Genomic DNA, 20,581 nt, shown 5'->3' on the forward strand with positions numbered 1-20,581 from the left:
ACTAGTGCATTTGAGAACCTAGTTCAGATACAGGTACATTATTTTCGGCGATATTTTCAGTACTCAAAATGGTAAAGTCATGAATACCACTAATCACCTGCACCCAATCACTACTCATAAACTTTGTTTTAATTCGGGTGCTGTTTTTTCTTCCTTTTATCATCACGTTTCCGGAGTAGTCCACATAGTTTCTTGGAATGAGCATCGCATTTTTCGTAAAGCCTACAATAATGTTGGCCTGAAGTTGTGTATTGACCACTTCAAATCCGGGCTTTTTCGAAAATTTAATTTTGCACAGGAAAGATTGGCTGGCTTCGTCAAAAGAAGGATATATTTCCGAAACCACCCCGTCATATACAATACCTTTGTCAGTATTAAGCTGTACCAAGGCCTTTTGCCCTAATTTAACCCGGCCGATGTTGCCTTCATCAACATTTACTTTGGCATATAACGCATTCGAATCTCCAATCAGAGCAATCGCTTCACCACGCGACACATAATCGCCAGCTTGTTTGTACTTCCTGAGTATTTTTCCCGGAACAATGGCCTTGAGCGTATTATTGTTAAACAGACTTTTATTCACATTCTTTGAAGCCGTACTGCTGATTAACTGCTGTCTCGCCTGCTGTTTCAGGATATTGAAACTTTCAAGCGCGTTCTCGTAGTTCGCCAGCGACGTGTTGTATTGCAATGATGCATTTTCATAATCTACCCTTGAAACACTATTTTGCAGCCACAAGGATTTGTATCGCGCCAACTGTAGCGAGTCCTGGCTGACTTTCAGTTTATTGACAGCAATATTATTTTGGGCCTGTAGGAGTGCAGGAGCATCGACTTTTATGTTGTTTTCGGCTATCTGATAGAGGGCTGCTGCACTTTTGTCATTGATTACATTTTCCCTGTTATCAATCACTGCCAATAGGGATCCTATGGTGATCCTATCTCCTTCTACAAAATGGATCTCTTTTAGATAGCCATCAGTCTGGGCTTTTAAGGTATAGGTGTTGTCAGCTTCGAGAATACCAGACGCAAAAACCGCTTCCGTTACGTCTTTCCTGATTGGGGTGACTTCCTCTGTTTTCCTGCCGCATGACAACAGGCAAAAAGTAATCAGTATCGTGAGGTGTATGTTTTTTTTCATTGGTTTATGTCATTATTAATTGAAATTTTTGTGGCGAGTTTCTTGATATTCAGTCTCGACGCAGTAAGGCTATACTCCGCATTCACCATGGCATTGTAGCTGTTTAATGTTTGGTCCATCCCAATTAATCCTTCAGCATACAGGCTTTTGTTCTTGTTGTAGGTGTCTTTTCTCAAATAAAAAATTTCCTCATCTGTATGATACTGAGAAACTGTTTTATCGAAATCGTTTTTTAACTGCATCGAAAGGTTTTTGGATTTTATACGGGCTTGTTCAGTATTTTTTTGTGCAATCTGGTACTCGTATTTTGCCTTTGCCAGACTGCCAACAGATTTGGAGGTCGGCAGTGGCAATGACAATTTAAAGCCGATGTAACTTGAATTCACCCAACGGCCGTCAAAAACCTTAAAATCATTGTTGAACAGTTGCCATGATTGAGATCCTATTAGCGAGAGTGTTGGAAGACTTTCTTTCCTTTGGTAATTCAGGTTGCTTAAGGCATACTGCTCCAACGCCCACTGCCTCGACAATTCGAGACCATTCTCATTTACGTTAATTTCTGATATGGGTTCCTGCCCGACAGGGTCGTTAAAATCTATCGTTTCATCTGGTCGGATATCACATAGTATCTTGAACTCTAAAATATTGTTTTCCAGAAGGAATGCAATTTGGCGGGCGTTTTCCCGAGTTGCTATATAGTTTACCCGGGAGTCATTTACATCTTGCTGGCGGACCAATCCGTGCATATATTTTTCTGTGGCTACTTTAAATAGGCTGTCTGCCGCAACCTGATTCGTGATGGTACTTCTTAGCTGTTGTTGCAATGTCAGGATATTGTAGTAGCTGGCATTTATATTTTCAAAAAGCGACTTTTTATTAAGGCTGCTGTCCAGGCCAACCGCCAGTTCATTCCATTTTGTAAGCCTTACATTCTCCCATGCCTGGAAATTTATCAAATTCAATTCTACATTTTGGTTGATCGTATTCGTATACCTGATCCCTGTTTCTACTTCTGAATATGTTCCGGGCGTGCCACCCAGTATTTCAGACGGGAACACCGATACAGGAAGCTTGATGTTGTCAACGTATGTCATGGTGTTGTTTATTAATGGGTTGACGACATTGACTACGGCTGCAATCTTTGCTTTATGTGCCTGCTCGATTTTTAACTGGTCTTTTTCGAGTGTCGTATTATTCTGTCTTACATGAACCAACACGTCATTAAAGTTGTTGAACTTAATCTGTGCAGCAACAATGTTTACGGTTAATGCAAGCAGCACGGTAACAATTTTCTTCATACTTATTGAACTCGGGTAAAATAGATTGTTTTAGACAGGTAGAATTTTTCTAGTATTAGTTTTAATTCATTTTTTTGGACTATCATGATCTTGATTTTTAGAGACTTGTCTTCGCCTGGAGGTGACATTTCACCCTCGTACGCTTTGAGTTTGGGATTAAAAATCAGCTGTTTAATTTCACCTCCGGCAGAAGAATCGTTATCATTCATCACAATTTTACCTTGCAGGAAACCGTCCTTTTCAGTGAAGTAAATTGTTTTAGGCTTAGTTTCTTTAGATTTCCATGTGCCGATGAGTGGGTCACTTTTTGCCTGAAGCATGAAAAAAGAGACGATGGAAAGAAATTGTGTGTATATTGGATTCATCATCAGTAGATTTCTGACGAAGTTACAACGGATAAAAAAGGTTAAAAAAAAAGTTCTACAACCACAATGTATCTGTCTACAGGTATTGTGTTTTAACAGATCGTTACTGCGGCATAAGGCTATTTAAGTGAGCCTGACTTTATCAAAAAAGTCTTTTTTGTAGGTTTCACTAATAGGGATTCGTTTATCCCCTACCAGGACTTTGTTTTTCTGAATGGAGACGACGTAGTTTAGATTAACTATAAAAGAATTATGCGTCCTGATAAAATCCGGAGTGTCAATTTTTTGGATGAGTGATGAAAAATTCGATAAGGTCAAAACATATTTACCGTTGCATAGATTTATTTTCAAGTAATCTTTCAGCCCTTCAATATAGGTGATTTCATGAATATTTACCTTAAGATTTTCGTAGTCAGACTTAACGAAGATAAACCGATGTTCTGACGCTGATTTCTTTTGGTAATTCAACGGCTGCTGACCATCGCCTTCAGGCAATGTCTTAGTAATCTTATTGACTGCTTTTAAAAAGCGCTTATACGACACAGGCTTTAAAAGGTAGTCAACAGCGTCAAGATTAAACCCTTCGATCGCATACTGTGGGAACGCCGTAGTAAAAATTAGGTTGGGTTTGTGATTCAGGGCATCAACAAGATCGACACCATTTATGAGCGGCATTTCAATGTCGAGAAATACCAGATCGACCTTATTTTCGGACAAATATTTAATTGCCGCCACGGGGTTCGTAAATGTGGCCACTATTTCTATGCCCTGGGTCGTCTCTGAGAATTTTTTCAGAACTTCAATAGCCAGTGGCTCATCATCAATAATAACGGTATTAATTCTCATCTAAATCGATCAATATGGAAACAGTGTATTTGTCTTTTGAAGTGATCTCAAGTCGGTTATTTGGATAATAAAGATTTAATCTCCTGATAGAATTCTCGTTGCCCAATTCGAACGAATCGTAAGAATTTTGCTGAAAATGAATATCGTTCGTAACTTCAAATTTAAGTTTTTTTTGCTCAATTGAGAAGGTAATACTGATTATGGACTGGTCTGTAGGATGCACGCCGTATTTAAAGGCATTTTCGATAAACGATATAAACAGCAAAGGGTAAATTTCGACATCATCTACTTTCCCGCTGGTTAAAAAGGCAACAAAATTGTTGTTTGTAAACCTTAATTTTTGGAGTTCAATGTAGTTGCTGATATAGTTCAGCTCATCCTCCAGTTTAACTTTTCGGTTTATGGAACTGTCTTTTTTATCCATTACGATATACCTCATGAGCTCGGAAAGATTCAAGATTGCTTCAGATGTTTTTTCTGATTTGGCAATCGAAAGAGAATATATGGTGTTGAGCGAATTGAAGAAAAAATGTGGTTTTAATTGAGACTTCAGAAAATTTAACTCAATGGTACGATTCGCGTTTTCTATTTCCCTATTCTTCTTGGAATTTTCATTCCACACCTCTACAAATTTCAGGAATGAACTGACGGAGATCATCAGCGTGAAAAATATGAATCCGGGAAAGAAGTTAAATTTGGGGTTGTCACCAAGCGCTTCCCTGAATTTTAAAGGCAATTGATCGAACTCCTTAAATCCCGGGGGCGGCATTGAAATCACAAAAACAAATAGATAGATGTAGACAGAAAAAATCACAAGGAAAGCAGCGGAATACATCTTCCACCGCTTCTTCATGAAGTATTTCGGAACCACATATAGGAAATTGAAATAGAACAGTACGACATTGATTGCCAGAATAGAAAAGAAATTCTTCAAATCGTTCCCCGTTATGGTAACGACGTAGAATGGAATCGAAAAAAACATCAGCCAAACCAAAATATGCAACAAAATTTTTGCTCGGGTGGGATGGAGTGCAAAGTAGGAGCCAGCCTTATTTTTTAATGTCAGCATGTGTTTTTATTTTTTCCATGTCTTCGGGTGATAGTCCGGGCGCCATTCCTTTATTCAATTTACCTAATACGAGATCCAGTGTTCTCAACGTCGTTAAGCTATCAGGAAAGCGCGTGTTGCCTCGAAGGGCCGGGACCGTTTCCTGTTTGATAAAGAGCTTCCCATTGTGGAATATACGATACCCAAACATCCCTGTTTCGGTCTTATACACCTCTCCGTGGAATGAACCTTTTTTTTCTGTACAGGAATTAAAAATCTGAAAGACAACCACAAATATAATGGCTTTTGTTATGCTGCAGGTTTTAATCATCGTCTGTTTGTGTATCGAACGGCTTGAATTCAAACATATCGTCTAAATACAGATTACCTGACCTTCCCAATAGCACAAAGGCACGCTGGCCGTTGGATATCGCGATGGCATCCTGGCGGGAAATTCCCTCTAAAGTTGTTTTTCTAGTCCAATAATCTGTAAGCGGATTATACTCCCACGTGTTGGTGTTGGTAGTTCCGGTAGTCACATAACCAAAATTCCCCAATGCAAATGCCGCAGCATTGCTTCTGAGTATGGCGTAGTCATCTGTTTTACTGTCATCGGAATCTACCGAAATGTCCCTTAACTTTACCCAGGATTCGGACCCAAGGTCAAAACTCCAAAAATCTTTTAAATTTACACCATTTGATTTCCCGGTTCCCAGATACACTTTGTCGTTTATTTTAAACGTGATTCCATCCCTGCGCTTGTTGCCTCCGAATCCGAATATCTCTATCCAGGTATCTGAATCAGGATTATACCGCCAAAAATCCTTTTTATCATTTGTTCCATCGTAGCCACATCCGATATAACCTTTTGTATCAGAACTAAAAGAAACTGCACCCCGGCGCAAATTACCTCCAAAATCGGCTATGGGCATCCAGGCGTTGCTGGCAGGGTCATAACGGTAGAAATCTTTTGTCTCATCTGTACCATCATATCCAATTCCCATATAACCGTGGTTGCCAATACTGAACGCAGACGCTGAACTGCGTCCAGAACCCGGAAAGTTTGCCTTTTGTACCCAATAGCCTCCATCAAAATCAAACTCCCAAAAATCATTGAGGTAATCGTCGCCATCATAGCCTGTACCAACGTATCCCTTGTTGCCGATTACAAAAGCAGCCGCACTGCTTCGCGAGACGCCGTCAAACGTCGCGCCCGTCATCCAGTTACCTACGTCTTCATCCTCATCGTCGTTACCACGGCATCCTGTCAACAGTACTGAGGCCATCAATGCGATGGTGATATTTAGCATTTTTCTTTTGTAAATCATTGTTATTTAAAGTTTAAATTATACTTAAAGCCCATTTCAATTATAAATCTGTTGTTAAAGTCATTATTCACAGTTTCACCATTATCAAATGCGATCCTGGAGGTATTGAAGAATGTTTTGCCTGCTGAAATGCTAACGGTGCTCTTATCAAAAAAAGAATAATTGTACTGTAGTCTGATTTCAAGCCTTGTGATATTCAAAGAGCGGTAGCGCGCCATCGGCTGGCTTACAGGTTGGTACACAAGCTGATGCAGGCGGCTGAAATCTGAGCGATATTCCGCGTTTAAGACCATCGCGTGGCTGTTGTTTATTTTGTATTCGATAATGGACTCCGGAAATCCTATGTTTAACCGAAACTTCTCACTGAAAGCTTTTTCAAAGTGGAACAGCGGATAGACTGATGGCGTGCCGAATAAGGTCCCATATTCCAATCCGAAGGATATGCTGTAATTTTTATTTAATTTCTTTCCGATGAGCAGCTGGCTGTTAAAGACAATGTCTTCAAATAGCGCGTTTTCAATTTTATTAATGCCAAGCCTGGGATTAATCAAGACCTTGGACGTCCAGTGGCCGGCGAAACTAAATTCCCTAACGATACCGATATCGATGGCATTGGTTGCATTGAAGTTGAGGTCATTGAATAAAGCCGCATCGGGCTGGCCATTGATTTGTGTAAATGTGTAGCTGCCAAACAGATTGGTTTTTTTGTTAATCCGATAGGCGACCTTAAAATAATCTGTACTTGACGAGAACAGGTGCCTGTTTTGATAATATCCTTTGGTATAAGTTGCCGTACCACGATCCTGAGCATACGATTTGTAAAAGAAAACAATAAATAAAAACACACTGTAACGACCCATAGTCAAGTAAATATCGGCCAAAAGTAATTTGGCTGTTTTATCCATGAAAACAAAATAGATACTAAGGCGATTTTAACGGATGATTACCTGTTTTTCAACGACAACCCAGAATTTTGGACGGTTGCCGTTGTTGTCGACGAAATTTGGGATAGTATCGGGATTTGTTAAGGATCTGTATAAAACAATTTTTTACAAAACATGCGCTGTATAGTTTCGTAAAAAAAATAATGAAGAATTTTATTTTGTACGTATTGTTTGGCTGTTTGGCCTTCACGTCGTGTTCTAAGGACGGCATTTCTTTTTTCAGCCCCTCGAGTGAGTTTGTCGACAGCAATATCCGTTTGCAGGTCATCGATACATTTTCATTCAAGATGGCTACATTCAAGTTGGATAGCATTGTTACTGACATTTATGATAATATCCTGGTGGGCAGGTATCACGACGCGCAGTTTGGCGATGTGGAATGCAGTGGTTTTATTACGTTTGTTCCAGATCAATTTGACCTTCCTGACGATGCCGTGTTTGACAGCCTCGTGATCAATTTAGGGTACGCCGGTTATTTCTATAATGACACCTTATCCCAGAAAAGGCTTAGGATATATGAACTAAGCAAAAAGCTGGATTACCAGAATGGGCAGGTTAACTTTTATAACACCTCAGACTTTCCCTCTGCAAATTTAATAGGGGAACGCACCTTCTTTCCCAGAATTAGTAAGGACAGCATCACTACAAAGTTGAGTGATTCGTTTGGCAACAATTTATTCCTGAAGATTAGAAACGGCATCATCAATAATGCCGAAGAATTAGGAGACTATTTTAAGGGTTTAAAAATCTCGCCCGGCGATGATGAAAATGCATCAATTATCAGCTTTTCCGTTGACAAAAGTTATTTTAGGTTCTATTATTCGGTACCCGACGAGCCGACAGAAGTCAAAACATACGATTTTAAGTATAAGGATTTTAACACCAACAGAAATCATTTTACAAAAGTGGTGTGCAATAGGGAAGGAACTGTACTTCCCATGAACTTCTTAAATCAGGAAACGGAAGTCGCGACGAATACCACCGGACATCTCGCGTTTGTCCAGGGCGGGGAAGGCATCGTCACAAAATTTACTTTTCCAAATTTTAAAGCTACTATGGACGAGCTGAATCTGGATGGTGACATCTATAAGGCGTCTTTAAAAATTCCGCTCAGTAACGATTATTTCTCTGAAACACTCTTTACCGGGGATTCACTACGGGTGTATGTCGTAGGCAGGAACAATGAATTTTTATCTGAGAGTAAGCGGGCTGTGGTTAAAATCGAAGACCCTGAATTTGACGAAAAATACATCAGTGTGCCGGTAGAATTGTTTCTTGAAAACACATTAATCAGAAATGAATTTAAGGACTACGGCTTGGTATTGGTACCCTTGAATGCCGGGTCCGTTACGACAAGACTCGTTTTGAACGACAATAACCATCCCAGCAAAAAGGCAAAATTGAATTTTACTTACCTTACCTATGACAAATAGCATTTATATTTTTTTTGCCCTGTTATTTTTTAACTCAGGTATTTGTCAGCTCAATAACCTTACCGCTTCGCCTTACTCCCTTTTTGGGCTCGGTAAAATTAACGAGTATAATATCGGGATTACGAATTCGCTGGGAAGGGCGGGTATTGCGTTATCCGGAGAATCGGAACTGAACGGACTGAATCCGTCATCATTAGCGACCACTCCGCTGAATAAATTCTTTTTTGACTTCGGTTTGAAGTCTGAATACAACAGCTTTGGCAATAGCAATTCGTCTTCAAAGATCCCCAGTTTTGGGTTTTCAAACATCAGCATCGGCCTGCCTTTAGACTCAATATCCGGTATCAGTATTTCATTAATGCCCTACTCAGAGGTAGGGTATTTATTCGCGGGAGTTGTTAACAATATTGGAGGCTCCACAGAAACATATCAAAGTACGATTAATGGAAGTGGGGGAATTAATGCCGTCAGCGTAAACTATGGTCGGAAAATGAACAAAAAACTGAATCTGGGGATTTCCACACATTATCTTTTTGGTACCATCAAACAAATGGAAATGGTCCAACTGGAATTTGATTATTTAACGCTGGAGGATAAAAGTTACTATAGTGGATTTGACATAGGCGCCGGAATGCAATACCAGCTAAACCCTCATCTGAGTGTTGCATCGGTCCTGAAAATAGAGTCAAGGCTCAACGGTACCAAAGACAGGCAGGTCAAAAAAATTGTAGACCAAACGCCGGAAGACATTGAACAACAAAAAAACCTGAGACTGAAGTCTTACAAAATGCCAACAGAAATAACTATTGGAATAAAATACAATTTCCGTACTTTTAACTTTGTAAGTGATTATAAGAGAAGTTTTTACAATTCCCTGAACCAGTCCGACGCCATCGGCAGATACACCGATGCCAATATGTTAGGGTTTGGCATCGAAAAACGAAGTGCTTCGGACAGGCGTGCGGAGCGGGATTTCCGCTTTAGGGTCGGTTACAATTACGATGATGGCAATTTAAGGGTCAATGGTAAGAAAATTGCGACGAGTGCAATTACTGCTGGTTTAGGAATATCACTGGACAACCGGAAGCAATCCTATCTTAACATCTCTTACGCATACAGCAGCAGGGGCGTTGTGTCAAATATTCTGGTAAAGGAATATTATCATACGATTTCCCTGAACTTTGACTTTTCCGATATTTGGTTTGTAAAACGAAGATATGATTAACTTTATAGAAAGTTTAATAGCAGCCAAAATCGCAAACTGAATGACGGGCAATCGCCTGGGAACTTAATTTTCGGACAACGCGTCCCGAATAAAATTAAAATTATGGAACTTTTACCAATCGGAATACTTAAAGTAAATTACGGGAAGATAAAGGAGATTGACAAAATCATTAAGTCGATTTACCGGCTTATCATTTATAGCCGCGATCACCTTGATGATGATTTGCTGGATATTTACCTTGCTGGAATGAATGATCTCCAGGAAATGGTTAGCATCAAAAATGCACAAATGGAAGCACAGACTGCTGAAGAGGTAGAGGAATATCTTCAAAACCTTCAGAAAACACTGCATTTCGTAGTGGAGGAAATTACAACACAGCGCGATTTCGACAGCGAAATACAACTATTTCAATTGCTGCGATTGGTAAGCCCGGAAACCAACGCGATACACCCTAACGGGTATCGGAGGACCACGGTACAGATTGGTGGATACATCTGCCCGTTGCCGGCTTTGATTCCTCAATTGGTGTCCGAACTTTATTACAGGATGGAACAAATAGAAAACCCTATTGTAAAAGCAATCTACCTTCATCATGAATTGATTCGGATTCACCCGTTTGCTGATGGAAATGGACGCGTCACCAGGGTAGCAAAAAACTGGATATTGATGTTTGCACTGTATCCGCCCATATTTATTGAAAACGCAACCCAAAAGAAAGAGTATATCCAAACGTTGTCAAAAAGCTTTGATGCGCTTCAGTATAGGCCAATCACTTGGAATAGCCATACAGAGCAGTTTTTTGAGCAGGAAATAGACCGAATACTGGTCAATGCCAACCTACTTTATGAAAGTATCAAAAGTATTGGAAATGCGAGAACTGGAAAGAGGGAGTAGGACGTAAGTAGACCATAACATAGAGCAATATGCCTAAAGATGTCGTTCCGCTAAGTGTGCCACAGGCTGCCACAGACTGCCGTGTTTGCGCTTGCGCCGACCATCAAACCCATGTATTTGTTACCCACCAGCCATTAAGAAAATGACGCAGTATCGCTTGATGCCTTAATGAAACTGAATTTCTTAATGGTGTCAATTCCTACGTCCTGAATCGTCCCAAACAGCCCATCCCCCAAATCGTATAATATAAATCCGCAATCATATAATTTCCCGCTGCACCACTGAATTAACTTTGGGTCAGCCGGGCAGCACCAGCTTGCACTACAGGTTCTTACGGCCCGGACCTTTACCATATACAACAATAAAACAACCATCTTATGAAAAAACACAATACCAGCCAGCCGGTAAACCAGGAGGCAAAACAAACCGACCTGTCGGTGAATAAGTCTGATCCGAACAACAAGTTCCTGACCACAAACCAGGGCGTAAAGATCAATGATGACAACAACTCCCTAAAATCAGGAGAACGCGGCCCCTCACTGCTCGAGGATTTTATACTGCGCGAAAAGATCACGCATTTCGACCATGAACGGATTCCAGAGAGGATCGTCCATGCCCGCGGCTCCGGGGCACATGGCTTCTTTGAAGTGACCAATCCCATCCCGCAGTTCACCAAAGCGGCGTTCCTGCAGCAAGTAGGGCAGAAGACGCCCGTATTTGCGCGGTTCTCAACAGTAGCGGGATCAAGAGGCTCCACAGACCTCGCCAGGGACGTCCGCGGTTTCAGCGTGAAGTTCTATACCGAGGCCGGAATCTACGATTTCGTCGGCAACAACATTCCCGTATTTTTTATACAGGACGCATCCAAATTCCCGGACCTGATTCACGCAGTGAAACCAGAACCCCATAACGAAATTCCACAGGCGGCTTCCGCACACGATACCTTTTGGGACTTTATTTCATTGATGCCGGAATCCATGCACATGGTCATGTGGGCGATGTCAGACCGCGCCATCCCGCGAAGCTACCGGATGATGGAAGGCTTCGGCGTACACACCTTCAGGTTCATCAATGAGCAGGACGAATCACACTTTGTAAAGATCCACTGGAAACCCAAACTCGGCACCCATGCGGTTGTTTGGGATGAAGCCCAGAAAATCTCCGGGAAGAATCCTGATTTCCACAGGCAGGATTTATGGGATGCCATCGATACGGGCAACTTCCCGGAATGGGAGCTCGGCGTACAGGTGATTCCGGAAGCCGATGAGTCCAAATATGATTTTGACCTACTCGATCCGACCAAGCTGGTGCCCGAGGAACTCGTTCCCGTAACCATCATCGGAAGGATGGTATTAAACCGCAATCCCGATAACTTCTTTGCAGAAACCGAGCAGATCGCTTTTCACCCGGGACACGTAGTGCCGGGGATTGATTTCACGAACGACCCGTTATTGCAGGGCAGGCTGTTTTCGTATACCGATACGCAATTGTCAAGGCTCGGCAGCCCGAATTTCCACGAAATCCCCATCAACCGCAGCATATCCCCAACGCACAACAACCAGCGCGACGGACACATGCGCCAGGAGATCAACACGGGCAGGGTGAGCTACCACCCGAATTCACTCGGCGGTGGCTGCCCGTATCAGGCCAGGATCGCAGAAGGCGGATTTGCAAGCTTTAACGAACGCATTGACGCCCATAAGGTCCGCGCACGCAGCGAAAGTTTCTCAGACCATTTCAGCCAGGCCACACTGTTCTACAACAGCCAGACCGAAGTAGAGCAGGGGCACATCATCAAAGCGCTGCGGTTCGAATTGAGCAAGGTCGCCACCACCGCAATCCGCGTCAGGATGCTGGGACTGCTGTCGCAGGTAGATGCCACGCTCGCCGAAAAGGTCGCCGAGGGGCTCGGGCTTCCGGTACCGAAACAGCCTGAAACCCCAATGAACCATGGCGTCGGGGCCGATGCTGATGGCACGCAGGAATCCAAAATACTGTTGCAGCCGCAGCAACCCTCTGACGCGTTGGGCATGATAAAGAACCCCACGATAACCAAAACCATCGAAAGCCGCAAAGTCGCCATACTGTGTAACGACGGCGTAAACGAGGCCCAGCTGGCCAACCTAAAGAAACTGCTGCTGGTACAGGGCGCAAAAGGATGTGTGATCGCACCCCACATGGGATTCGTTAGTACCGATGCCGGCGGTGCCGTGGCCGTAGAGGGCAGCTTCCTAAACGCGTCTTCGGTGCTGTTTGATGCCATATACATTCCGGGTGGCGAGGCCGCTTCAGTGCTGGCGGAAGATCCTGACGCGCTCGAATTCATCAACGACGCCTACAAACATTGCAAAGTGATCGGGGCGCAGGCCGAAGGCTTAGACGTATTGGCAGCAACCACTTTTGCGTCAAAAACCGCAAACAACGACGATGCCGGGCTGATCGTGGACCGGGACGGAGATAACAATTTCGGGCAGGCGTTTATCGACGCGATGGGCCAGCACCGCATCTGGGACCGCGAACCGAAGATTTAAACCATTTATTTTAACAAATACACCCATGAAAAATACAAACAACACCGACAGTTCAAATAAATTCGTCGCCCCTGCACCGGATGCGGCGACCGACCTGCGCACCTTCTTTATAGACAGCCTCAAGGACATCTATTGGGCGGAAAACGCCCTGGTAAAGGCGTTGCCGAAGATGGCAGAAAACGCGGCTTCCACCCAATTGGCAACGGCAATCAGGGACCACCACACCATCACGCAAAACCAGGTCGCAAGGCTGGAGCAGGTATTTGGCCTGCTTGGCGAAAAGGCAGAAGCGAAAAAGTGCGAAGCCATGGCAGGGCTGCTAAAGGAAGGCGACAGCATATTGGAAGAAACCCAACCCGGACCTGTCAGGGATGCGGGTATCATCGCCGCGTCGCAGAAGATTGAGCATTATGAGATCGCAACCTATGGCACGCTGTCCGCGTTTGCAAAGACACTCGGCGAGAACGACGCCGCAAAACTGCTGATGCAAACCCTGGCCGAAGAGAAGGAAGCAGACATGATGCTGACCGACGCGGCCTACAACAGCATCAATTTTGATGCGACAGACGAAGCATAAAATAACCGTATTGAAATAAGAAGCCTGCTATGCAGGCTTTTTTTTTGCCCTTGGGGATGCCGATGATTTTTGAGTCATCAAGCCGTTAAGAAAATGACGCAGTGTCGCTTTACACCTCAATGAAACTGAATTTCTTAATGGTTTGAGCCATATTGAGGCTATTGTGGTTTTTACGGAGGCGTGGATAAAGGCTATAATCACACATTGACGAACAATTTATTTTTCCAAACCACCCGGAAATGTAATAAACGGACTGTGTTTTTTTTATATATTCGTCCGCTCGGGTGAAAAAGGCCGCAATGCAGCTGACACACCTGACCTTTCGTCCGCATCACCAGAACCAAAACCCAATGAAAAACAAAATTGCAGGTTTGACATTTTTGCTGATTTCAGTCTGCTCATTCGCTCAAAAACCAACGTTTGAAATCAAGTATTCAGAGCAATTGGCCGTATTTGTCTTCATCCAGAATTTATCCGAAAACTACCCCGACAACGTTTTTAAAACCGAATTTGTAAAGTCAAGATACAATACACAGCAGTTCAAAGACTTGATATCAAATTTCGATAAATTGCCCATTGATTTTAGCTACGAGTTTGACGGATTCCCCTACGGGTCGAAAATCCCAATGCAGACGCGCGACATCCTGAAGAAGAACTTAATAGAAACGGAAAACCTAAAAGACTTTACATTGCGTTCAGTCGGAATACTGACCAACAAAACGCTGAAAGAACTCACAGGAATACTGAGCCAGTTTACACCAATCTACAACGAACTGATTTACAACCCTAACAAACAGGCATTTGAAAATAAGGTCCGTGACATGATTCAATACGCAAACGAAAACCGGATAGAGGAATATTTTGAAACCGGCCTGGTGTTTTACAATTCGAGCTGGGACAATGCCATTCCGTTCAAAATCGCCTTTTACCCGTTGCCCAACTCCGAAGGATTTACCGCACAGGCGTTTTATAACGACTTCATCAGTGCAGTTCAGGTGGATCTGGAAGATTACAAGGGACTGTTTAGTGTGATGCTGCACGAAATCTACCACATCCTCTACAACGAGCAATCATTGGAGGTCAAGACGGAACTGGACAAGAACTTTAAGGAGAATCCTTCGAAATCAGCCAATTATGCGTACCAACTGTTGAACGAAGCTTTAGCTACCGCTTTGGCGAACGGTTTTGTATATGAAAAACTCGACGGCAAAGTGGATCCCGAAGACTGGTACAACCGGAAATACATCAACCTGATGGCGAAACAAGTCTATCCGCTGGTCACCGATTACGTTTCGAAGAAGAAGCCGATTGATAAAAACTTTGTCGATGCCTACATCAGCGCATATGAAACGCATTTCCCAAACTGGACCAACGAACTCGACAACATCATGACGTACCGTTATGTAATCTCGGAAAACGCCGCCGACTTTGATATCATCGACCGAAAATACCGCTACCGGTCCACCGCCGATTACGAAACGGAAATCACCGACGCCGGCACAGCAAAAATGAAAACCACCACGCTGACCAAAGTAATCATCATTTCAAAAAGCAGCAAGGAGAAATTAAACCTGGTAAAGCGGGCCTTTAACGAACTCAAAAACTGGAAATACAACCCAGAGCAGGAATTTGCCTACCACACACTCCTAAACGACGGGAGCCGGTTGATCGTCATGAACCAAAAGGATTCGGACCTTGAAGCGATGTTTAAAAAGCTGGAGGCACAGATGAAGTGAGTGAGGGGGCTGGGCTGAAAGAAGCAGGAGAAACGCCGCCGATCTTACGATAGGTAGCACAATAGCTTACGGCTTTGCACTGTGCACATAAAATCATTAAATTTGAAAACACAAACCATTTGGAATGACTTCCACCCAACCGCTAATAGACCACATACGCGACAGAGTGTCCCTCACACCTGAAGAAATCCAGGAGTTTATGGCTTGTTTTAAGGTGACCAAAATCAAAAAAAGGCAGTTTATCATCCAGCCTGACTTTGTTGCGAAATACCGCAACTATGTCGTGAACGGTGCATTTCGTGCGTATGTTGTCGCGGATGAAGGCGAAGAGCACACCATCCAGTTTGCTGTCGAAGATTGGTGGATTTCGGATTATAGCAGTTACATCTACCAGCAACCCGCCTCGATGTTTGTCATGGCAATGGAAGACAGCACCATCCTGCAAATCGATTTCGAAAGCGAGCAAAAACTAAAAGCCGCTAATCCCAAATTCGAGACGTTTTTTAGGATAATGGCCGAACGTTCGTTTGCCGGAATGCAGCGAAGACTAATTGGGAACCTCACCAAAACGGCTGAAGAACGCTTTACCGAATTTGAACAGCAATACCCCCAAATTGCCAACCGGGTGCCGCAATATGCTTTGGCTTCATTTCTGGGCATGACGACACAATACCTTTCAAAGCTAAGAAACGCAAGGCTTCACAAGAAAAGTTAATCTGGTTTCACTCTTTTTATTCATTTGGTTTCAGCTGTTTTCCTAATCTGGTTGATTGGAAAACGCTGGCTCCCTGTCGCATCTTTGTAATGTCAATAACGACAAATAACCTTAACAGTATAAAGATGAATACAACAGCCAACGGAACGTTTACCGTGCCAACCAGGGACCAGGTTTCAGAAAACAACCAGGCCATTTTTGACAACCTGCACAAGATGATTGGTTTTGTGCCCAACCTGTATGCCTATTACGCACACAGCGAAACCGCACTCGCAGATTATCTGGCGCTGCAAAACCGCAAAAGCAGCCTGACGGGCAAGGAAAGAGAGATTATCAATTTGGTAACCAGCCAAATCAACGGCTGCCGTTACTGCCAATCCGCGCATTCCGTTTTTGCAAAATTCAGCGGACTCACCGAAGACCAGATTCTGGAGATCAGGAAAGGATCGGCGTCATTTGATGCCAAATTAAACGCGCTCGTACAATTCACAGCTTCCGTAGTCGAGAACAGGGGCAGGGCGACTGAGGCGGCCAAAGAAGCATTTTTCAATGCTGGTTACAACGAGGCCAATCTAATCGATGCTGTCATCATCATCGGCGACAAGACCATCAGCAATTACCTGCACAACATCACCGGTTTGGAAATCGATTGGCCGCTTGCTGTGGAAATATAATCCAATACCGCTTTAGAGTTAAAAAAGGGTTGTTTCGAATGGGGCAGCCCTTTTTTGTGTTGGCGGGAAAGGTGTAATGGTGGAGTTTGCAAAAAGATACTTATGTGGAGTTTGATTTACCATTCATCTAATTGGTTTAGTGATGCCACATGGTGGATTAAGATTTTCACATGGTTCTAAGTTAAAGTATGCTAATCCATTTTGCAAAGCGGAATTATTATAAACCATCTTACCATCAGAAGTTGTATGTAATGAGGCAAAACTATTAGCCAACGATGACCCAAATGATGAAAAAAGAGAAGTGTTCCAATAATCATCTATCCAATAATGCCCCCATGAAGTAGAAGTGTTTGTAGAAGGTATTTCAAATCTTTGAATTCTACCGTCTCGACCTACATATAATACAAAATTTAATGAAGGATGATAACTTAAATTTCCTTTTACAAAATCAGCATCAGGCATACCTGCACATAAACCATAAGTATAATTTGAGATTTGATGAACCATAGTTGTGCCATTCCAGTAAAATCTATGTAGTTTGTCATCTGCACCTCTGTAGAAAATGCCTTTTGGAGTAGATATAATTGAGCCAGGTTTATTACTCACCAAATAAGCGCTTGTCCCAAAGTTGTTATCCACCCAACCGTGTTGATAAACAAATGGTGATGATTGCCAAAACAATTGCATTCTACCATCTCTTCCTCTGTAAATGATGTTATTTGACCCTTGTTCAACAATAACATCTCCAGCAACAAAGTCAGCGTCAGACATACCAGCACATAATCCATAGGTATAATTAATAGTTAATTGATCCCATCTTGAAATTGCAGGGTTCCATTTAAAGACATGAATTTTATCATCAGTACCTCTATACGCAATTTTACCATCACTTGTAACACTCATAGAGCCAGGATTACCAGATATATTATAAGCTGAAGTATCCCAATAATCATCAATGAAATAATGCCTATAAACATTATTTGAATATGGTTCAAAAAATTGAATTCTATTATCTTTTCCTTTATACAAAATTTTATTAAACTGTGGATTATATGTTAAATCACCGTTACACAGCATTGCAGGTAAATTTGGATTATAATTGTATTGAATGATATTGCTTTGCCAACTCCCGTTAATTTTTTCAGAAACATACATTCTGTTATCAACACTATTTACATGGTATATTTTATTGCCACCAGGGTCTGATGCTATAGAACCTTGAACAGGGCTAACTTTCAAACTGCTTGAATTATTAAAAATGGAATTATTCATAAAATCATTTGAAGATTTATATGGTAATGAATAATTCCCGCCAATAGGCTTGTAAACTTTTATGTAGTCTATATCCATAACACAACGATCTCCACCCCAAGACCACATACCTAAATTTGCCATAAGAAAATTTGTTTGATTAAAAGCAGGTATTAAACGTGCATCTGTAGTTTTCATTTCCCTACCGTCGAAAAAAGTTGTAACTTTAGTAGGGGTCCAAACACAAGTCCAGGTATGATAATCATCTGATATTTTCCTGGGACTTTCAATTTTATAGGTATGACCGCAAGATGGAACTGATGGATACTGAGGACAATCGGGACTATATGAACCTGCATAGTGTTGAGTTGAGAAAAATTCATCAGAACTACCTCCTCCATTGTATTCAAAAATGTCAATTTCTGAATACCCTCCATGTAACCAAAATGCGGGAAAGCTAATTTGACTGGGAAGTTTGCATCTTATTTCAAACATACCATAAAGATAACCAGTATAATAGGGTTTTGTCCATGGACAGCCTTGATTTGGCATCTGGTCATCATATGATACATTTGTTTTAGTTACAAGTAAACCAGAAACATAGGAACAATTTCTTGTTCTGCCAGCCCAAACACAAGTATAAGGCGTAGATAATTTTTGAGCAGTCAAACGTACTATTCCCCCAGGCTGTAAGCTCACTTGAGACTCATTATAATATTCACCCCATGAAATATATTGGTTTGTAGCAGGGTCTTTATAGTCTCCATAACCAGCAGTGGGTTGTGGAGGGACTAAATCCCAAACATTTTTTAGTGCTGCCATTGTAGAATAATTAAAGTTATCTTCAAAAACAAGTTGATAATTTGTTTTATCTAATCTGCATTGTGCCTGTGTGTTGTTGTGAAAAAAGATGCTTATTATTAAAACAAATAGTAATCGTTTCATGTGTATAGTTTTTATAAGGTTCATATAATTTGTTGAATAAAGTTAAGGAGTGTGGCCCTTTTGCTTTTGGGCTTGTAGTTTGTTTTGCCAAAAAGGAAATGTGCCCCCCCGCTAGCGCTAGCGTCACAATCGTGCCCACAAAGCATATCAAAAACCACCGCAACTAAACACCCCGTATCTACGTCTCCAAACATACATCCCCCAACCGCTCCACACAATACCCGCTACAGGGTATTTTTTAGGGCGGGCGACAGGCCAGCCCACACCGGCAGTCCCGAAACCAACCCCAGCACGCAACCTTCACCCTTCCACCACTATTACTCTTTTACGATTGTTGTTATTTGCTAATGATATGGTAAACTTATGGTAGCGCCCGTTGTTTCCGGGAGCAGTATTTTAGGGGCATCCAAACAATTAATAATCATTTAAAAACCAACCAATGAAAAACAAAACCCTTATGGCGTCTTTCACGATGGCTGTGGCATCATTTTTAGGAGCCTGCAGCAATGACACGCCTGCCTCTGAAGGCACAAATGCCGTTGCTACAGCAAAATTAAACGGCTCGGGTGCGACAAAAAGAATGGCCTCAGCGACCGTATTGGGTGCTCCCGTATCCGAAGCAAAGATTTACAAACTGCTGCCGGGATACAACAGCGCTGATGTGTTCGAAGGAAGTGGCGTGCAGTACCTGAACGGCTATTTCTATGTGGCCAGTGACAATATGCAGAAGATTGCCAAAATTAAAAGTACCCTACCCATAAACAGTAGTCAAAACACGTTGCTGAGTACCGGAGCACCAGGTTCTGGAAGCTCCAACTATGAAGGAATTACGTATGAGGCGAACGGTACCCCGCATTTTTATATCGTGGAAGAATCGGCACAAAACGGAAGCAACTACCAGCCCCGGATCAGCAAAATGGATTCCGGCATGAACTATACCAACAGGGACTGGGTAAACTACAACTTTACTTCAGGAAACGCCAATAAAGCATTTGAAGGATTGGCATGGGTATCCCGCGGGGGAACAAACTACCTGCTTGGATTGGTGGAGGGGACAGGCAAAATCCCGGTATTGGCTTACGATGGTTCAAAATGGGCACTGGTTACTGAAATCACTTTGCCGTCATCGGTTACCTTTTCAGACTATTCAGACCTCGCTGTTTCGGCTACCGGAAAAGTGGCCATTACGTCCCAGGTAGACGGGCAGCTGTGGGTAGGCACCTTAAGCAGCAGTTCCTGGACGATTACCGGCGGTACCGCATATACTTTTCCACTTGGAAATTCCTCGGGTGTCATTGGCGCCGGTACGCTGCAATTGTACGGAAATGTGGAAGGGGTTTCTTTCATCAACGACACCCAAATCGTGATTTGCTCTGATAAAGCAGACAGCAGCCAGCCAGCCTACCAGTCTTATAAAGAACAAACGGTTTCCGTTTTTAATCTGAACTAATTGAGGATGTAACCCTTTGCCCCAGATACGTTTTGATCCAATCCCCGATGACAATATGGTTATCGGGGATTTTTAATGAGGTAAATCGTTGGTCATACTTTGTGAAACGTGCGAGCTTAAAACGAATGTATTTCTTAACCATTAAGAGATTAAGAGAATTAAGCGATGTCCCTATTTTGT

Annotated in this window: 18 protein-coding genes; 9 read left to right on the forward strand and 9 right to left on the reverse strand. The window is 42.5% G+C overall.

Annotation, left to right across the window (positions count from 1 at the left end; genetic code table 11):
* Position 1: 1 nt before the first annotated feature.
* From CFE23_RS08285 to CFE23_RS08320, 8 genes are all read right to left on the reverse strand, one after another.
* Complete coding sequence (locus tag CFE23_RS08285) at positions 2–1,141, reverse strand: HlyD family efflux transporter periplasmic adaptor subunit (RefSeq protein ID WP_291086658.1); 1,140 nt, start codon at positions 1,139–1,141, stop codon at positions 2–4.
* Positions 1,138–2,439: a TolC family protein gene (locus CFE23_RS08290; protein ID WP_291086660.1), complete on the reverse strand. Its 1,302-nt coding sequence runs from the start codon at positions 2,437–2,439 to the stop codon at positions 1,138–1,140. The genes CFE23_RS08285 and CFE23_RS08290 overlap by 4 nt, the downstream gene beginning before the upstream one ends.
* A 2-nt stretch (positions 2,440–2,441) precedes the next feature.
* Positions 2,442–2,807 (reverse strand): hypothetical protein, encoded by a 366-nt coding sequence (locus CFE23_RS08295; protein ID WP_291086662.1) that lies wholly within the window; start codon positions 2,805–2,807, stop codon positions 2,442–2,444.
* Between the two features lie 120 nt (positions 2,808–2,927).
* Positions 2,928–3,650, reverse strand: coding sequence for a LytTR family DNA-binding domain-containing protein (locus tag CFE23_RS08300; protein ID WP_291086665.1), 723 nt, complete (start codon positions 3,648–3,650; stop codon positions 2,928–2,930).
* The gene (locus CFE23_RS08305) at positions 3,640–4,719 is read right to left on the reverse strand and encodes a sensor histidine kinase (RefSeq protein ID WP_291086667.1); all 1,080 of its coding nucleotides are present in this window, start codon (positions 4,717–4,719) and stop codon (positions 3,640–3,642) included. Before CFE23_RS08305 ends, CFE23_RS08300 begins: the two co-directional genes overlap by 11 nt.
* Positions 4,700–5,029, reverse strand: a complete 330-nt coding sequence (locus tag CFE23_RS08310) for a DUF4907 domain-containing protein (protein ID WP_291086669.1) — start codon at positions 5,027–5,029, stop codon at positions 4,700–4,702. Before CFE23_RS08310 ends, CFE23_RS08305 begins: the two co-directional genes overlap by 20 nt.
* A complete protein-coding gene (locus tag CFE23_RS08315) occupies positions 5,022–6,026 on the reverse strand; it encodes a kelch repeat-containing protein (RefSeq protein WP_291086671.1) in 1,005 nt (334 codons plus the stop codon). The genes CFE23_RS08310 and CFE23_RS08315 overlap by 8 nt, the downstream gene beginning before the upstream one ends.
* Positions 6,027–6,028: 2 nt before the next feature.
* Positions 6,029–6,931 (reverse strand): DUF6268 family outer membrane beta-barrel protein, encoded by a 903-nt coding sequence (locus CFE23_RS08320; protein ID WP_291086673.1) that lies wholly within the window; start codon positions 6,929–6,931, stop codon positions 6,029–6,031.
* A gap of 182 nt (positions 6,932–7,113) precedes the next feature.
* Here CFE23_RS08320 and CFE23_RS08325 point away from each other — a divergent pair, with 182 nt between their 5' ends.
* The 8 genes from CFE23_RS08325 to CFE23_RS08360 all read left to right on the forward strand — a co-directional run bounded on the left by CFE23_RS08325 (position 7,114) and on the right by CFE23_RS08360 (position 16,755).
* Positions 7,114–8,403, forward strand: coding sequence for a DUF4270 family protein (locus tag CFE23_RS08325; RefSeq protein WP_291086675.1), 1,290 nt, complete (start codon positions 7,114–7,116; stop codon positions 8,401–8,403).
* On the forward strand, positions 8,393–9,628 hold the full coding sequence (locus CFE23_RS08330) for a hypothetical protein (RefSeq protein ID WP_291086677.1): 1,236 nt from the start codon (positions 8,393–8,395) through the stop codon (positions 9,626–9,628). Before CFE23_RS08325 ends, CFE23_RS08330 begins: the two co-directional genes overlap by 11 nt.
* 102 nt (positions 9,629–9,730) lie before the next feature.
* Positions 9,731–10,522, forward strand: a complete 792-nt coding sequence (locus tag CFE23_RS08335) for a Fic family protein (protein WP_291086679.1) — start codon at positions 9,731–9,733, stop codon at positions 10,520–10,522.
* Between the two features lie 377 nt (positions 10,523–10,899).
* Positions 10,900–13,053, forward strand: a complete 2,154-nt coding sequence (locus CFE23_RS08340; RefSeq protein ID WP_291086681.1) for a catalase — start codon at positions 10,900–10,902, stop codon at positions 13,051–13,053.
* Positions 13,054–13,078: 25 nt separating this feature from the next.
* Positions 13,079–13,630 (forward strand): ferritin-like domain-containing protein, encoded by a 552-nt coding sequence (locus tag CFE23_RS08345; RefSeq protein ID WP_291086683.1) that lies wholly within the window; start codon positions 13,079–13,081, stop codon positions 13,628–13,630.
* A 350-nt stretch (positions 13,631–13,980) separates the two neighbouring features.
* Positions 13,981–15,366, forward strand: a complete 1,386-nt coding sequence (locus CFE23_RS08350; RefSeq protein ID WP_291086685.1) for a hypothetical protein — start codon at positions 13,981–13,983, stop codon at positions 15,364–15,366.
* Positions 15,367–15,490: 124 nt separating this feature from the next.
* On the forward strand, positions 15,491–16,081 hold the full coding sequence (locus tag CFE23_RS08355; RefSeq protein ID WP_291086688.1) for a Crp/Fnr family transcriptional regulator: 591 nt from the start codon (positions 15,491–15,493) through the stop codon (positions 16,079–16,081).
* 125 nt (positions 16,082–16,206) lie between these two features.
* Positions 16,207–16,755, forward strand: coding sequence for a carboxymuconolactone decarboxylase family protein (locus tag CFE23_RS08360; RefSeq protein WP_291086689.1), 549 nt, complete (start codon positions 16,207–16,209; stop codon positions 16,753–16,755).
* 123 nt (positions 16,756–16,878) lie between these two features.
* Here CFE23_RS08360 and CFE23_RS08365 read toward each other — a convergent pair whose 3' ends face one another.
* Complete coding sequence (locus CFE23_RS08365) at positions 16,879–18,951, reverse strand: glycoside hydrolase family 16 protein (protein WP_291086690.1); 2,073 nt, start codon at positions 18,949–18,951, stop codon at positions 16,879–16,881.
* A 439-nt stretch (positions 18,952–19,390) separates the two neighbouring features.
* Here CFE23_RS08365 and CFE23_RS08370 point away from each other — a divergent pair, with 439 nt between their 5' ends.
* Positions 19,391–20,401 (forward strand): hypothetical protein, encoded by a 1,011-nt coding sequence (locus CFE23_RS08370; RefSeq protein ID WP_291086692.1) that lies wholly within the window; start codon positions 19,391–19,393, stop codon positions 20,399–20,401.
* The last annotated feature ends 180 nt before the right edge of the window (positions 20,402–20,581 follow it).

It is taken from the genome of Flavobacterium sp. BFFFF1 (assembly GCF_002256285.1).
In the GTDB taxonomy this organism is placed as follows: Bacteria; Bacteroidota; Bacteroidia; order Flavobacteriales; family Flavobacteriaceae; genus Flavobacterium.

Excerpts from the sequence above, each read along its gene's own strand:
- CFE23_RS08300 (WP_291086665.1), bottom strand. The coding sequence starts at position 3,650 with ATGAGAATTAATACCGTTATTATTGATGATGAGCCACTGGCTATTGAA.
- CFE23_RS08355 (WP_291086688.1), top strand. The coding sequence starts at position 15,491 with ATGACTTCCACCCAACCGCTAATAGACCACATACGCGACAGAGTGTCC.
- CFE23_RS08330 (WP_291086677.1), top strand. The coding sequence starts at position 8,393 with ATGACAAATAGCATTTATATTTTTTTTGCCCTGTTATTTTTTAACTCA.
- CFE23_RS08335 (WP_291086679.1), top strand. The coding sequence starts at position 9,731 with ATGGAACTTTTACCAATCGGAATACTTAAAGTAAATTACGGGAAGATA.
- CFE23_RS08290 (WP_291086660.1), bottom strand. The coding sequence starts at position 2,439 with ATGAAGAAAATTGTTACCGTGCTGCTTGCATTAACCGTAAACATTGTT.
- CFE23_RS08345 (WP_291086683.1), top strand. The coding sequence starts at position 13,079 with ATGAAAAATACAAACAACACCGACAGTTCAAATAAATTCGTCGCCCCT.
- CFE23_RS08350 (WP_291086685.1), top strand. The coding sequence starts at position 13,981 with ATGAAAAACAAAATTGCAGGTTTGACATTTTTGCTGATTTCAGTCTGC.
- CFE23_RS08370 (WP_291086692.1), top strand. The coding sequence starts at position 19,391 with ATGAAAAACAAAACCCTTATGGCGTCTTTCACGATGGCTGTGGCATCA.
- CFE23_RS08320 (WP_291086673.1), bottom strand. The coding sequence starts at position 6,931 with ATGGATAAAACAGCCAAATTACTTTTGGCCGATATTTACTTGACTATG.
- CFE23_RS08305 (WP_291086667.1), bottom strand. The coding sequence starts at position 4,719 with ATGCTGACATTAAAAAATAAGGCTGGCTCCTACTTTGCACTCCATCCC.
- CFE23_RS08295 (WP_291086662.1), bottom strand. The coding sequence starts at position 2,807 with ATGATGAATCCAATATACACACAATTTCTTTCCATCGTCTCTTTTTTC.
- CFE23_RS08315 (WP_291086671.1), bottom strand. The coding sequence starts at position 6,026 with ATGATTTACAAAAGAAAAATGCTAAATATCACCATCGCATTGATGGCC.
- CFE23_RS08285 (WP_291086658.1), bottom strand. The coding sequence starts at position 1,141 with ATGAAAAAAAACATACACCTCACGATACTGATTACTTTTTGCCTGTTG.
- CFE23_RS08340 (WP_291086681.1), top strand. The coding sequence starts at position 10,900 with ATGAAAAAACACAATACCAGCCAGCCGGTAAACCAGGAGGCAAAACAA.
- CFE23_RS08310 (WP_291086669.1), bottom strand. The coding sequence starts at position 5,029 with ATGATTAAAACCTGCAGCATAACAAAAGCCATTATATTTGTGGTTGTC.
- CFE23_RS08325 (WP_291086675.1), top strand. The coding sequence starts at position 7,114 with ATGAAGAATTTTATTTTGTACGTATTGTTTGGCTGTTTGGCCTTCACG.
- CFE23_RS08360 (WP_291086689.1), top strand. The coding sequence starts at position 16,207 with ATGAATACAACAGCCAACGGAACGTTTACCGTGCCAACCAGGGACCAG.
- CFE23_RS08365 (WP_291086690.1), bottom strand. The coding sequence starts at position 18,951 with ATGAAACGATTACTATTTGTTTTAATAATAAGCATCTTTTTTCACAAC.